General features: G+C 57.0%; 15 protein-coding genes and 1 pseudogene. 6 read left to right on the forward strand and 10 right to left on the reverse strand.

What is annotated here, in order from left to right:
* Positions 1-75: 75 nt before the first annotated feature.
* On the forward strand, positions 76-198 hold the full coding sequence (locus ACR0IV_RS04015; protein ID WP_480469848.1) for a hypothetical protein: 123 nt from the start codon (positions 76-78) through the stop codon (positions 196-198).
* Positions 199-382: 184 nt separating this feature from the next.
* Here the strand turns inward: ACR0IV_RS04015 and ACR0IV_RS04020 are convergent, their stop codons facing one another.
* Together ACR0IV_RS04020 and ACR0IV_RS04025 are read right to left on the reverse strand one after the other, a co-directional pair.
* Entirely contained in the window at positions 383-1,021 is a 639-nt protein-coding gene (locus tag ACR0IV_RS04020) for a MarC family protein (protein WP_480657722.1), read from the reverse strand.
* A gap of 57 nt (positions 1,022-1,078) precedes the next feature.
* Complete coding sequence (locus ACR0IV_RS04025) at positions 1,079-1,531, reverse strand: iron-sulfur cluster assembly scaffold protein (RefSeq protein ID WP_480657721.1); 453 nt, start codon at positions 1,529-1,531, stop codon at positions 1,079-1,081.
* A 48-nt stretch (positions 1,532-1,579) separates the two neighbouring features.
* Here ACR0IV_RS04025 and hisI point away from each other — a divergent pair, with 48 nt between their 5' ends.
* Positions 1,580-1,969 carry a phosphoribosyl-AMP cyclohydrolase gene (gene hisI / locus ACR0IV_RS04030; protein WP_480657720.1) on the forward strand — a complete coding sequence of 130 codons (390 nt, stop codon included), beginning with the start codon at positions 1,580-1,582 and terminating at the stop codon, positions 1,967-1,969.
* A gap of 43 nt (positions 1,970-2,012) precedes the next feature.
* Here hisI and gluQRS read toward each other — a convergent pair whose 3' ends face one another.
* The 4 genes and pseudogenes from gluQRS to ACR0IV_RS04050 form a co-directional block, all read right to left on the reverse strand.
* Positions 2,013-2,858 carry a tRNA glutamyl-Q(34) synthetase GluQRS gene (gluQRS, locus tag ACR0IV_RS04035; protein ID WP_480657718.1) on the reverse strand — a complete coding sequence of 282 codons (846 nt, stop codon included), beginning with the start codon at positions 2,856-2,858 and terminating at the stop codon, positions 2,013-2,015.
* Entirely contained in the window at positions 2,855-3,469 is a 615-nt protein-coding gene (locus ACR0IV_RS04040) for a class I SAM-dependent DNA methyltransferase (protein WP_480657716.1), read from the reverse strand. The genes gluQRS and ACR0IV_RS04040 overlap by 4 nt, the downstream gene beginning before the upstream one ends.
* A 36-nt stretch (positions 3,470-3,505) precedes the next feature.
* Complete coding sequence (trmFO, locus tag ACR0IV_RS04045) at positions 3,506-4,846, reverse strand: methylenetetrahydrofolate--tRNA-(uracil(54)-C(5))-methyltransferase (FADH(2)-oxidizing) TrmFO (protein WP_480469842.1); 1,341 nt, start codon at positions 4,844-4,846, stop codon at positions 3,506-3,508.
* 251 nt (positions 4,847-5,097) lie between these two features.
* Positions 5,098-5,892, reverse strand: a pseudogene (locus tag ACR0IV_RS04050) (enoyl-CoA hydratase); the annotation flags it as partial.
* Between the two features lie 49 nt (positions 5,893-5,941).
* Here ACR0IV_RS04050 and ACR0IV_RS04055 point away from each other — a divergent pair.
* Positions 5,942-6,385 carry a PaaI family thioesterase gene (locus ACR0IV_RS04055; protein ID WP_480469841.1) on the forward strand — a complete coding sequence of 148 codons (444 nt, stop codon included), beginning with the start codon at positions 5,942-5,944 and terminating at the stop codon, positions 6,383-6,385.
* Between the two features lie 62 nt (positions 6,386-6,447).
* On the opposite strand, the gene ACR0IV_RS04060 is transcribed toward ACR0IV_RS04055, so the two are convergent.
* Complete coding sequence (locus ACR0IV_RS04060) at positions 6,448-6,675, reverse strand: DUF1127 domain-containing protein (protein WP_480657715.1); 228 nt, start codon at positions 6,673-6,675, stop codon at positions 6,448-6,450.
* Between the two features lie 99 nt (positions 6,676-6,774).
* Here ACR0IV_RS04060 and ACR0IV_RS04065 point away from each other — a divergent pair, with 99 nt between their 5' ends.
* Complete coding sequence (locus ACR0IV_RS04065; RefSeq protein WP_480657713.1) at positions 6,775-8,178, forward strand: aminotransferase-like domain-containing protein; 1,404 nt, start codon at positions 6,775-6,777, stop codon at positions 8,176-8,178.
* Here the strand turns inward: ACR0IV_RS04065 and ACR0IV_RS04070 are convergent.
* Positions 8,175-8,540, reverse strand: a complete 366-nt coding sequence (locus ACR0IV_RS04070; RefSeq protein ID WP_480469838.1) for a nuclear transport factor 2 family protein — start codon at positions 8,538-8,540, stop codon at positions 8,175-8,177. The two genes, ACR0IV_RS04065 and ACR0IV_RS04070, sit on opposite strands and share 4 nt — an antisense overlap.
* A gap of 235 nt (positions 8,541-8,775) precedes the next feature.
* Between ACR0IV_RS04070 and rplM the strand changes: the two genes are divergently transcribed.
* Complete coding sequence (rplM, locus tag ACR0IV_RS04075) at positions 8,776-9,234, forward strand: 50S ribosomal protein L13 (RefSeq protein ID WP_039536983.1); 459 nt, start codon at positions 8,776-8,778, stop codon at positions 9,232-9,234.
* A gap of 6 nt (positions 9,235-9,240) precedes the next feature.
* Positions 9,241-9,726, forward strand: a complete 486-nt coding sequence (gene rpsI, locus ACR0IV_RS04080; RefSeq protein WP_039535473.1) for a 30S ribosomal protein S9 — start codon at positions 9,241-9,243, stop codon at positions 9,724-9,726.
* Positions 9,727-9,786: 60 nt separating this feature from the next.
* Here the strand turns inward: rpsI and ACR0IV_RS04085 are convergent, their stop codons facing one another.
* Together ACR0IV_RS04085 and ACR0IV_RS04090 are read right to left on the reverse strand one after the other, a co-directional pair.
* Positions 9,787-10,947 (reverse strand): ABC transporter substrate-binding protein, encoded by a 1,161-nt coding sequence (locus tag ACR0IV_RS04085; RefSeq protein WP_480657712.1) that lies wholly within the window; start codon positions 10,945-10,947, stop codon positions 9,787-9,789.
* A 30-nt stretch (positions 10,948-10,977) separates the two neighbouring features.
* Positions 10,978-12,864 (reverse strand): AMP-dependent synthetase/ligase, encoded by a 1,887-nt coding sequence (locus ACR0IV_RS04090; RefSeq protein WP_480657711.1) that lies wholly within the window; start codon positions 12,862-12,864, stop codon positions 10,978-10,980.
* Positions 12,865-12,868 lie beyond the last annotated feature (4 nt).

Raw genomic sequence — 12,868 nt, forward strand, 5'->3', positions numbered from 1 at the left:
AAAGTTCTTTACCGACTCTCCAAAATATGAGAACAAAAGGTCAACAAAAGATTAAACCCGACCGGAGGTGAGACCATGCTGGCCCAGATCAAGACCGCTTTCAGCCGTTCGCAAGCAACGATTTTGCAGGATGCTGTAGGCGCAGTCTCTCTGGTGGTCATGCTGGTGGTTGCCCTTCACCTGCCGACGGGGTTTTAAGCTTTTCTGCCTGCGATCTCATGCCGATAGCACCGCGCTTGTTTCCCCATCTCAGTCAAGGGTGACCTGCCTGTCCCAAACCCCTTGAAGGGGCCAGCCTCGGCCCCGCGCGGAAATCCGGACCCTACGTGAGACACGCACAACCTACCGCCGCCCTTTCCGCCCGGAAGGAGCGGCGGCTTTTTTATAGCTGCCCGGTTTTGATGATTTCGAGCATCGCCGACAACACAGAGTTCACCGCGACCGAGGCCAGGATCATCCCCATGATCCGACTGATGATCGCGGCGCCCGAATGTCCGATCCAACGTATGATGGGCTCGGCCAGCAACATCAGCACAAAGGCAATGGCAATCACCACCAACATCACCAGAGCGGTTATGCCCTGATCGGCAATGCTGTAACGATTGTTGTCGGTCAGCACGACAATCGCCAGCATCGCGCCAGGTGAGGCGAGGGACGGAACCGCCAGCGGAAAGATCGCAGGATTGGTCTTATGCATCCTGTCTTGCAGATCTTCCTGAGCCTCGCGCTGTTCGATATCCTGTTTGCTTTCGCCAAAGATCATGGTCAGCGCGAACAGGAACAGAATAATCCCGCCCGCGACCTGAAAGGAATTGAGACCGATATCCAGCGCCTCAATCACCAGCTGCCCACAGACGAGGAAGAACAGAAGTATACCCGCACTGACGAGCGCAGCCAGCAGAGCGGTTTTACGCCGGGCAGCGACCCCGACGCTTGCGGTGACCGCTATGAAGACGGGGATCGTGCCAATTGGATCAATAACAACCCAGAGGGTCACGAAATGCTCAAGAAGTTTTTCCACGCCTTACTCCCCCGGATTTTGGCGGAGATTAGACGGGTTTGTCGAAAAAGACCACGCTCAGGCGCAGTTGGCCTGTTCAGCTTGTTCCATAGCCTCGGCAGTGGCTTCCAACGCCAGAAGAATTGAGGCGTGACGGTTTTTGTAGTCGCGCGCCGGCATCAGCACCTCAAGCCCGTCAAACGGTGCATCGGGGGCAGGGCCGTCTTTCTTTAACATTGCAGACAATTGCTCGCGCGCGGTTTCCACCTGAGCTCGGGTTGCGCCAATCACCGCGCTTCCGACCACCGAAGCCGAAGCCTGACCCAAAGCGCAGGCTTTCACATCCTGTGCAAAATCAGAAATCCGCCCGTCTTCGACCTTAACGTCCACAGTCACTGTCGAGCCACAAAGCGGCGCGCGCTTCTTTACGGTTGCGTCCGGATTTTCAAGCCGCTCGAGATGGGGGATATCAGCGGCAAGCGCAAGAATGCGTCCTGAATATAGCTTGATCAGATCGGTTTCGCCGCTCATGGCTTTCCCTCGTTGGCTGTTCCCCATACATAGTGACCATGTTCCGGGATGCAAAAGGTTTTTGCCATGACACAAACTGTTTCGTTCGATCCGTCGACACTCAAGTATAACGAAGCAGGACTGGTACCTGCGATTGCACAAGACGAGGGTACCGGTGAAGTGTTGATGATGGCATGGATGAGTGCCGAAGCAATTGAACGCACATTAAAGACCGGTCGCGTGACTTATTGGTCTCGGTCGCGGCAGGCGTTCTGGATCAAAGGCGAAAGCTCGGGCCATGTACAGAAACTGGTGGATTTCCGCGTCGATTGTGACCGGGACTGCCTGTTGGTGCTTGTGCGGCAGACAGGGCCTGCATGCCACACCAATCGGCGTAGCTGTTTTTACACCGCTGTGCGCGACGGAACCGAAGTTGAGCTGATGTCGCCGATGGAATGAACACCGCTCGCGGCACTGGTATCCAGGAAAAGGCGACGCCGGGTCAAAGGCCGACCATCGTTCGGATATCGTCGGGGGAGGTACCTTGCTCTCGATAGATCGTGATGGCGCGCGCGTCGTCCCGTTTGGCAAGGCGCTTGCTGTTCTCGTCTCGGATCAGGCTATGGTGGTGATAGACCGGCGTAGGCAGGCCAAGCAGGCTCTGCAGCAGGACATGGATTTGGGTCGCGTCGAACAGATCCTCGCCGCGTACGACATGGGTGATGAACTGATCGGCATCGTCGACGACTACGGACAGATGGTAGGAACTTCCCATATTCCGGCGCACGAGGATTATGTCACCGACCGAATGGATCAAGTGCTCGGGTTGAAGATGATGCATTCCAAAGAACTTGGGGCCGGTTTCACAAAATGATGTTAGATCAGCCGCTTCAAGCGCTTTGCGCATGTTGAGCCTCAACACATCGTTTGCGCCAGCATCGGAAAGCGGGCGCTTCCGGCAGGTGCCGGGATAGATGCGCCCATCCGGGCCGAATTGGGGTACACCTTCCTGAGGTGCCCCAGCGGCGGCTTCAATATCAGCGCGGTTGCAGGAACAAGGATAGACCAGGTTCTGCTTGATCAGCTCTTCTAGCGCTTGCTGATATCGCGGCAACCTATTCGATTGCCGCATAACAGGTTGCGGCCAGCGCAACCCAAGCCAAGACAGGTCTTCATAGATTTGCTCTTCCCAGTGCAGGCGAGATCGGGACTGATCTATATCCTCAATCCGCAGCAGGAACTGTCCGTTTTCGGCTTTGGCCATATCCTGCGCCAAAAGCGCAGAATAGGCGTGACCAAGATGCAGAGGTCCTGTAGGAGATGGGGCAAAACGGGTGGTGAAGGTCAAGCTTTTTCAACAACGTAGACGTCAGATTTCATGTCCATGCCGGGCAGATGCGGACCGTATTCGCGAAACAGCAGCCGCGCGTGGCCCATGTCCAGCCAGTCATTCAGCCGAGAGGTATACGTGTGATCAGCCAGAGTATAGTCGTTAAACGAAAACGCCAGATATCCGTTGCGTGGCAAAGCGTTCATCAGCAGATCGAAGGTCTCTGGCGGCGCCGCGCCCGAACCGATCACGCCGATGGCGGTGATCGCGGTGTAGGAGCCTGCCTCGATCGGCTCGGGATCAGTGAGTTCAAAACCTATGAGATTGCGGTATACGCCTTTGGCTGCGGCTTGTTCTAGCATCTTCGGCGTCGGGTCCATCCCGTCGATAACTCGAAAGCCCGCTTTGTAAAGCGCCACGCCTGACAGCCCAGTTCCGCAGCCATAGTCCAAGATAGGGACCTGATCATCTGGCATATACGACTTCAGCGCAGCCGAAACGCGATCCGGGGTAACGTAGCCATGCTCTCCCACCTCATCATCGTATGAGGCCGCCCATTTCTGGTAGTGGTCGCGGGTTTCCTGGGCCGAGTTCAATCCATACGTATTTTTCAGAAACTTATCGCTCATACCTTATGTTAGGCGCAGGCGGGGCAGATCGTCCAGTCAGCAATGCGCCAACCAGTCCGACCAAGCCGACTTGGCGCGGTCGGTATAGGCCTTATAGCGATCCTTACGGCCCCGGCGGCCGCCCTTCAGGCCGTCCACGGGGCGGAACAGGCCGAAATTCACGTTCATCGGCTGGAATGTTTTGGCGTCTGCACCGCCAGTGATGTGGTGGATCAGAGCGCCCATGGCACTGTCCTGCGGAACATCGGGCAGAGTCCGACCCAGAATTTCAGCGGCGGCGAGGCGACCGGCCAGCAGGCCCATCGCGGCGCTTTCCACATAACCTTCGACCCCGGTGATCTGACCGGCAAATCGGACATTGGGCCGAGATTTCAGCCGCATTTGCGCATCCAGCAAGGTTGGAGAGTTGATGAAGGTATTGCGATGAATGCCTCCAAGCCGCGCAAAGCTGGCATTCTCAAGCCCCGGAATCATGCGAAATACATCTGTTTGCGCGCCGTATTTCATCTTGGTCTGAAAACCCACGATGTTGAACAGAGTGCCCAGAGCGTTGTCTCGGCGCAGCTGAACTACGGCATGTGGTTTTACATCCGGCTGATGCGGGTTGGTCAGGCCCACGGGCTTCATCGGACCATGCCGCAGAGTTTCGTGGCCACGTTCAGCCATAACTTCAATCGGCAGGCAGCCGTCGAAATATCCGGCGGTTTCGCCTTCGTGGAACTCTGTCTTGTCGGCGGCCAGCAGAGCATCGATGAACGCTTCATACTGGTCGCGGTCCATTGGGCAGTTCAGGTAGGCGGTCCGCTCTTCCTCAGTCTCGCCCTTGTCATAACGGGACTGCATCCAGGCCTGGCTCATATCGATGCTGTCGGCATAGACGATAGGCGCGATGGCGTCGAAGAAGGCAAGTGCCTCAGCCCCGGTTTCCGCGCGAATGGCATCTCCCAAAGCGGCAGAAGTCAGCGGACCGGTAGCAAAGATCCAATGGCCTTCGGCAGGTAGCGAAGTAAATTCTTCGCCGGTAACAGACACGCGCGGATGAGCTTTGAGCTTGGCTGTTACCGTCTCAGCAAATGGATCGCGGTCTACCGCTAGCGCTCCGCCCGCGGGTAAGCGGTGGGCGTCTGCAGTAGTCATGATCAGACCATTGGCCGCGCGCATCTCCCAATGCAACAGGCCCACGGCGTTCTGCTCATCGTCGTCCGAGCGGAACGAATTCGAACACACCATCTCGGCCAGATTGCCGGTTTGATGCGCAAACGTGCCCACTTGAGGCCGCATTTCGTGGATCACGACGTCCACACCCATCTCTGCGGCCTGCCAAGCGGCCTCGGACCCGGCCATGCCGCCGCCCACGATATGCAATTTCTCTGTCATGGGCTGCCACATAGGGCACTGCAACGTCCTGCGCAATGCGCAGTATTGGGTGTATTTTCTTAGGAGGGTCTTGGGGTCGCCGCTGCGGGAATGTCAACGCCGGTGAGAGAAACCAGCTTGGAGGGACCTTCCGCCCACGGCGACCCAAAAGTCATAAGAGGCCTCAGCCTTGACCCACCATTGCCACAGTGTCGCCCTTTTGAAAAGTGCAAAAATGCGAACAGTAGGTAAAAATGCATAAAATAATCGCGTTATTGCTGCCAATTAGGCGGTCGTTTCTCGATAAATGCGGTTATGCCTTCTTCGGTGTCACGATGCATCATATTCTGTGCCATTACCTCGGCGGTATAGTCATAGGCCTGTTCCGTGGACATCGGAAGCTGTTGATAGAACGCCTCTTTTCCGATCTTTACAGCTGCGCCCAGCTTGGCCGCCAGTTTCTCGGCCAAGGCATTGGTTTCCTGTTCCAACTGATCGGCGGGCACGACGCGATTGATCAGACCCAACTCAGCGGCGCGGTCAGCGCTGATAAAATCTCCGGTCGTCAACATTTCAAACGCCTGTTTCCGCGGAATGTTCCGGCTGAGCGCCACCATTGGCGTAGAGCAGAACAGGCCGATATTGACGCCGTTGACGCCAAATCGCGTCCCTTCAGCGGCCAAAGCCAGATCACAGGTGGCGACCAACTGACAGCCAGCGGCTGTCGCGATGCCATGGGTCTGCGCGATGACAGGTTGGGGCAGGGACTGAATCGACATCATCATCTTGGCGCAGCGATCGAAAAGGTCCTGGAAATAGCAAAGTCCACCATCCGGAGCTTGCCGCCCCTGAGTCATCTGCTTCAGATCATGCCCCGCGCAGAACGCCTTGCCCGCACCTGAGAGAATGACAACCCGAATCGATTTGTCCTCGCGCAGGGCGTCCAGTTCGGCCTGAAGGGCGGCCAACATCTCGTCGCTCAGTGCATTCAGGCGCTCAGGCGCGTTCATCTCAAGCCGCGCAATGGCGCCTGTGTCGTTACGTTCCAGAATTGCCATCTTGCCCTCCTGCTGGCTGTTGGGCCAACTCTAGGGGGGCAGGGCGAAGAGGGGAAGCATGTCGTTAGCGCTAAACAAAAAAGAACTGGCTGAGTATCTGACACAGGTATTTCCGCAGGTTCACGGAGATTTCGTCGTTGAGGACCTGACCGAGACGACCATCACAATGCGGCTGCGGGTCAAAGACAGGCATCTGCGCCCGGGCGGTACGGTCTCAGGGCCGTCTATGTTCGGCTTGGCTGACGTGTGTGTCTATGCGATGGTTCTGGCGCGCAAAGGACGGCAATCACTGGCGGTCACCACCAGCAGCTCGATGGACTTTCTTCGGAAGCCCGAAGGTGGCAGGGACATGATCGCTGAGTGTCGCCTGCTGAAACTCGGGCGGACACTGGCTGTAGGTGACGTGCTTATGTATTCCGAGGGATCGGATAAGCCGGTTGCGCGGGCCAGCATGACTTATTCCATACCGCCCGAAGGCTCCGCAGCGGCCGCGTTCGGATAAAAAAGGCCGGGGGCAAGCCCCGGCCAGGAAGAGGTCCCATGAAAAAAGGGACTGGGGATAACTTACCTCATCCAGAAATAGCGACTGGTTTCGACGTCAGCCTGAGGGCGGGTCAGACCGACGTCCCGCAACAGCCTGTCATCCAGCTTACCCAGATTGATGCGACTGCGGCGGCGTTGCTCCCACTGAGTGACCGACGCCGCAAACCGCACGGCCAGAACCGCGATCAGCGGCAGCCGGGGGCTGTCGTTCAGCAGTATGAGGGCGGGGTTGTGCATTGCGCGTGTCATAGTGGGTATCCTTTCAAATTGTATTGACACAAAGTTGAGATGTTCGATATATTGAGTTGATACATTCAAGATTGTGTCGAAATCAAAGGAAGAATTGTAATGGATACAATTTGGCCGGAATCGCTACCCAAAGCGAAGGGTCCAAAATACACTTTGGTCGCCGATACGATTCGAAAAGCAATTGAAAACAAAACACTGGAGGTTGGCGTGAAGCTGCCCCCGGTGCGCGATCTTGCGTATCGATTGCAGATCACACCGGGCACGGTTGCACGGGCTTATACCATTCTGACGGACGAGGGATTGTTACAAGCCGAAGTCGGACGTGGTACATTTGTCGCCCCTCCGCGATCACCGATCCTTGATGATGTCTGGTCGCGGCAGTTGCATTTGCGGGATGGCAAGCACGACGCCAATGTCAGCCTGTTCAGCCCACGCCTGCCTGATGTGGGGCAGGTTACGTTGATCCGAGAGTGCCTGACCAAGGTCGCACAGGGTGATCCGCGTATGTTCATGAACTATCCAACGCGCGACGCCTATCAGCCTGTGCGGCAAGTGGTGGTGGATTGGCTCTCAGACCTACCATTGGGTGCGGTAACGGCGGATGATATCGTTCTGACGCATGGCGGTCAGAGCGGGCTTTGCGTTGTGTTCCAGACCGTCCTCAGCGGAGCCAAACCCGTGGTTCTGGTCGAAGACCTGTCCTATGCAGGCTTCCGCCGGGCCGGAGAATTGATGCGGGCAGATGTTGTTGGTGTGAAAATGGATAAATGGGGCATCAGCCCCGATGCCCTGGATCACATTCTGAGGCAAACACAGGCGCAGGCAATTTGCGTCTCACCCGAAGTGCAGAACCCGACTGGCGGGCATTCACCGCTGGAGCGCCGCAAGGAAGTGGTTGAGGTCGCGCGCAAGCACGATCTGCAGATCATCGAAGACGACTGCTATCGCATGGGCGACGCTCGCGCGCCCAGCTATCGCGCGCTGGCGCCAGAACGAGGCTGGCATGTCTCTTCGATCTCAAAAACTCTGACACCCGCGTTGCGTGTCGGTTTTGCCATCGCTCCAAAAGAGCGTAGCGTCGATCTACGCAGGTCGGCGGAATATGGGTATTTTGGGCTCGCTCAGCCATTGGCAGAATTGACCCGGTTATTGCTAAGCCATCCTTCTGCGCGGCAACTCGCCTCTGAGGTCCGCTCCAAGACGGGTGAGTATGTCCGCGTCGCTGTGAATGCCCTTGGAGGTTTCGATTTGAACTGGGACCCGCATATTCCGTTCCTTTGGCTAAACCTGCCCTCGGGTTGGCGGTCGGCCGCCTTCAGCCGGGCTGCCGAGCGGGAAGGGATCCAACTGCGATCAGCCGACGAGTTCGCCCTGCGCGACGGGCGTGCGCCGAATGCAGTGCGCATTGCCGTGAACGGGCATGTTTCGTTGTCTCAGTTCGAAGATGCAATGCTGCGTTTGCGGGCATTGCTGGATACTCCGCCCGAACAGATCAGCGTTTAGGACAAAGGCACCGGGTCTCCAAAGAAACCGGCCAGATGGGCGATCTTGCCTTGTGCGTCCAAGCGAATGAAATCATGACCAGCGACCATGACCGCACCGTCTGGCGCGACCATGTGCCAAGTGAAATGAACCACATCATGATGTGTGGTTGGTTCGCTGGTGATATCAACCCGTCCATTTGTGTCGTCCAAGACCGCGCCAATATGTGCGCTCAGTTGATCTCGCCCCGAAACATCCGCCGTTGGATCGACATAGCGGCCGGTCTCTGCAAAACAACGTTCGAGCAGGTCGCGCCGGCGTTCCGGATCGGTTTCCTGCCACGCCGCTCCATAGTCAGCGATGACCTGTTTCAATTCCTGCATGACAATCTCCAATCTAAAACTCGATCAGCGGGCTACACCTGAGCTTCACAGGGTTCGACATAGTAGTGACATTCTTGGGGTAAAATAATACCTATTTTATAAGTTATTGTTATTGTTGTTAATAATCTGAATTGCGTGTGTTGACCTGCATTGCGAGTAGGTCTAAACCCCCTCCATCGAATTCGGACCGCTCCGTAAGGGGGCGGTCTTTCACATCAAACAGGACTATCCTGCCATGAAAACCTTTTCTGCAACACCTGCAGACATCGACAAGAAATGGATCCTGATCGACGCCGAGGGCGTTGTTCTGGGCCGCCTTGCTTCGATCGTCGCCATGCGCCTGCGTGGCAAGCACAAAGCGTCGTTCACCCCGAACATGGACATGGGCGACAACGTCATCGTCATCAACGCTGACAAAATCCAGATGACCGGCAAGAAGCGCGAAGAAAACTTCTACTGGCACACTGGCCACCCGGGCGGCATCAAGTCGCGCACCAAGCAGCAGATCCTTGAGGGTGCACACCCCGAGCGCGTTGTGACCCAGGCGGTCAAGCGCATGCTGCCGGGTAACCGTCTGGCGCGTCAGCAGATGACCAACCTGCGCGTTTACGCCGGTGCCGAGCATCCCCACGAGGCGCAAGCGCCCGAAGTTCTGGACGTAAAGTCCATGAACAAGAAAAACACCCGGAGCTAATGACCGATGGCTGATCAGATCAATACTCTCGAAGAGCTGAGCGCCGTCGCAGGCGTTGAAACCGTGGCCGAAGAAGTCATCGTACGTGAACCCGTACGTGACGAACTGGGTCGTTCGTATGCCACCGGCAAGCGTAAAGACGCTGTTGCCCGCGTTTGGATCAAGCCGGGCTCCGGCAAGGTCACCGTGAACGGCAAAGATCAGGACAAGTACTTCGCTCGTCCCGTTCTGCAGCTGATCCTGCGCCAGCCGTTCCAGGTTGCTGGTGTTGAAGGCGAATTCGACGTTGTTGCAACCGTCAAAGGCGGTGGCCTGACCGGTCAGGCCGGTGCGGTCAAGCACGGCATCTCAAAAGCCCTGCAACTGTACGATCCCTCGCTGCGTGGCGCTCTGAAAGCCGCTGGCTTCCTGACCCGCGACAGCCGCGTTGTGGAACGTAAGAAATACGGTAAGCGCAAAGCACGTCGTTCGTTCCAGTTCTCGAAGCGTTAATCGCTACGGACACAAAATTGGAAAGGGCTCGCAATTGCGAGCCCTTTTTCTTTGGTGGGTTTATTCTTCGTAAACCAGTTTCCAGGCACCATTTTCCACGACGCTGACAAAGACGGTATCTGCGCCCTGATGGTCGTCCGGGCCATAGGTGATCTGGTTGCCGACCAACTCGTCCATGTAATCCAGCGACTCCATCGCAGCGATAAAGCTGTCATGAGTGAGGTCAGGTCCTGCGGCTTCCAGCGCCTTGACCATCATCTCGGCCGCTGAATAGCCCAGCATCGAGAAACCGACCGGGTCTTCGCCCGTGGCCGCTTTGTATTCCGCGATGAAAGCAGCCGGGGCGGGCTCTTCGGCGCGGGCCCACAGGTCCAGCCAGGACGCTGCAGCGTAAAAACCATCCGTCACACCGCCGGGCACCTGTGCCACAACGGTCAGAAAGCTGGCCGAGGTGCCGAGAAACTTCATATCGGTCAGACCCATCTTCTTGGCCGTTCCAACAACGGTGATCGCCTGACGCACACCGAGCGCCATCGTGACGATATCGCAACCTTCTTCCTTAAGCTTGCTCAAGGACCCGACGAAATCCGTCTCGTCTGGCTTGTGGGTGGTCTCTGCACCAAAAGCAATGCCAGCCTCTTCGGCCCCGGCTTTGCTGCCTTCCAGAATTTCCTCGCCGAAATCGGTGGGCAGATACATGGTGCAAACGGTTTGCGAGCCAAACTCACCGTTCAGATATTTCACACCGATCCGCGCCTGATCATAGTAGGTCGAGAACGAGGTAAACTTGTTCTTCACAGGCTCTTTCAGCATTTGCCGCGCCGCGGTCAGGGGGGCGACGTTAGGAATACCTTTCGGGTCCAGCAGCTTGAACCCAGCGACATTCATCGGCGTGCCCAGTGACTGCAACATGGCAAACACCTTGTCGCGGTTCAGCAGCTTGTTATAGCCCTGCATCGCGCGCGGCATCTGATAGCCGTTGTCCTCGACCACAAAGCGAATCTTGCGCCCGTGAACACCGCCCTCGGCGTTGACCCGGTCAAAGACCACATTTGCGCCCTTGGTCGCTGGCACGCCCACGGCCGCGAATATACCGCTGAGGTCATTCACCGATCCGATGACGATCTCATCATCCGTCACGCCTTGGGTTTGTGCCCAGCCCATCGTGGCAGATGCAGTCAATGCCGTGGCTGCGGCAATGCCCTTAAACAAATGTTTCATTCTTCTCCTCCCTGTTGGGTCGCCCCTTAACTAATTGTACATATCTTCAATGAGATGTGCGTGTTTCTTTTCCACCAGACCACGCTTGAGTTTCATCGTGGCGGTCAGCTCTTCATCCTCAGCGGTGAGCAACACATCGATCAGCCGGAAATCCTTGATCTGTTCGACCCGTGCAAAGTCCTTATTGACTGCTGCGATTTCATCGCCGATCAGCGCCGTCACTTCAGAGGCCGCACAGAGGGAGGCGAAGTTCGAGAATGGAATCTTCCGCTCCTGCGCGAATTTCTCGACGTTTTCCTGATCGATCATCACCAGCGCTGTCAGATATTTGCGCCGATCCCCGATGATCACGGCGTCTGAGATATATTGGCTGAATTTCAGACCACTCTCGATCTCAGCAGGTGTGATGTTCTTGCCGCCTGCGGTGATGATGATGTCTTTCAGGCGGCCTGTGATTGTAACAAAACCTTCCTCGTCGATATGCCCCATGTCACCGGTGCGCAGCCAACCGTCGCAGGTGAAGCTCTCAGCTGTCTTGGCATTATTGCGCCAGTAGCCCTGAAAGACATTCAGACCTTTGACCTGAATCTCTCCCTCTTCCGAGATCCGCAGATCGTTGCCGGGAACCGGTTTTCCAATGGTGCCGATCTTGTTGGCCTCAAGCGTGTTCAGAGCCGAGATGCCTGCGGTTTCGGTCATCCCGAAGCCTTCGACGATGGGTACACCGATGGCCCAGTACCACCTGAGCAAATCCGGTGAGATCGGAGCAGCGCCCGAACCTCCGCGCCGCATCCGGTCCATTCCCAGCATCCGGCGCAGATTGTGTAAGACCAGCCGGTCCCATAACCAGAACCGCAGCCCAATCATCAGGGGGACGGGATTGCCGGCAAGGATATAGTCTGCCCGCGCCATGCCCGCCTTCAGCGCCTGCCTAAAGGCGAAACGCCCAGTCGGTGTTGCTTCTTTCGCCATGAACATGACGTGAGAATAAATCTTCTCCCACACACGGGGGACGGCGGTGAAGGTGGCCGGAGAGACCTCTTGCAGGTTCGCGAACACCGTTTCGGGGCTCTCCGCGAAATTCACCGTGCTTTTTGTCGCCAGTGGGTAATAGATCGAAACATCGCGCTCCAGAACATGGCAGAGCGGCAGGAAACACAGCTGTTCGTCCGTCGCGAGTGAGGGCAGGGAATGCGCTCCGCCCTCAATCGCGGCCATGATGTTCTCATGGCTCAGCATGGCGCCCTTGGGGTTGCCGGTCGTACCCGAGGTATAGATCAGCAGAGCAGTATCCTGCGGCGTGGCCCGCGCGATTTCGGCCTCAAACGCGCCGGGTTCGTCGGCCTCGGTCTGCTGACCCAGAGCATACAGATCTCCGATCATCATGCAGCGGGGATGACTGAGGTCGTGCAGGCCTTCGTCCTCAAGGATAATGACCTTGAGCAGATCGGGCAGATTCTCTTCGACTTCAAGGAACTTGTCCAACTGCTCTTCATCTTCAACGATCAGAAATCGGCTGTCGCTGTCATTGATCAGGTACTTCAGCTGGTTGGCCGAATCCGTGGTGTAGACGCCCGAAGCAATCCCTCCGACGCATTGGATGCCCATATCGAACCACGCCCATTCCTTGCGGTCCTCGGACAGGATCGAGACGACCTCGCCACGCTGCAGGCCCAGCTTGCGCAAGGCCAGCCCGATCCATTTGGCGTGCTGCCAGTATTCGGCCCAGGAATAGGACTTCCAGATACCGAAATCCTTCTCACGATGCGCGGTGCGCGACCCCAACTCGGCGCATCGTTTCTGGAACAGCTCGCAAATCGTGGTGCAGCCATCGACGCGCAGGGGCCGCTGTCCGGGTGTTGCGTTGAACCGCACGCCGTTGATCGTGGTCTGAGGGGGAAGGGGGCTTGCATCCATCTGG

The sequence above is a fragment of the Ruegeria sp. C2 genome (genome assembly GCF_056537765.1).

Coding starts and splice junctions, on each gene's coding strand:
- rplM (WP_039536983.1), top strand. CDS start 8,776: ATGAAAACCTTTTCTGCAACACCTGCAGACATCGACAAGAAATGGATC.
- hisI (WP_480657720.1), top strand. CDS start 1,580: ATGCAAAAGGTTTTTGCCATGACACAAACTGTTTCGTTCGATCCGTCG.
- ACR0IV_RS04055 (WP_480469841.1), top strand. CDS start 5,942: ATGTCGTTAGCGCTAAACAAAAAAGAACTGGCTGAGTATCTGACACAG.
- ACR0IV_RS04025 (WP_480657721.1), bottom strand. CDS start 1,531: ATGAGCGGCGAAACCGATCTGATCAAGCTATATTCAGGACGCATTCTT.
- ACR0IV_RS04015 (WP_480469848.1), top strand. CDS start 76: ATGCTGGCCCAGATCAAGACCGCTTTCAGCCGTTCGCAAGCAACGATT.
- trmFO (WP_480469842.1), bottom strand. CDS start 4,846: ATGACAGAGAAATTGCATATCGTGGGCGGCGGCATGGCCGGGTCCGAG.
- ACR0IV_RS04090 (WP_480657711.1), bottom strand. CDS start 12,864: ATGGATGCAAGCCCCCTTCCCCCTCAGACCACGATCAACGGCGTGCGG.
- ACR0IV_RS04085 (WP_480657712.1), bottom strand. CDS start 10,947: ATGAAACATTTGTTTAAGGGCATTGCCGCAGCCACGGCATTGACTGCA.
- ACR0IV_RS04070 (WP_480469838.1), bottom strand. CDS start 8,540: ATGCAGGAATTGAAACAGGTCATCGCTGACTATGGAGCGGCGTGGCAG.
- ACR0IV_RS04040 (WP_480657716.1), bottom strand. CDS start 3,469: ATGAGCGATAAGTTTCTGAAAAATACGTATGGATTGAACTCGGCCCAG.
- ACR0IV_RS04060 (WP_480657715.1), bottom strand. CDS start 6,675: ATGACACGCGCAATGCACAACCCCGCCCTCATACTGCTGAACGACAGC.
- rpsI (WP_039535473.1), top strand. CDS start 9,241: ATGGCTGATCAGATCAATACTCTCGAAGAGCTGAGCGCCGTCGCAGGC.
- ACR0IV_RS04065 (WP_480657713.1), top strand. CDS start 6,775: ATGGATACAATTTGGCCGGAATCGCTACCCAAAGCGAAGGGTCCAAAA.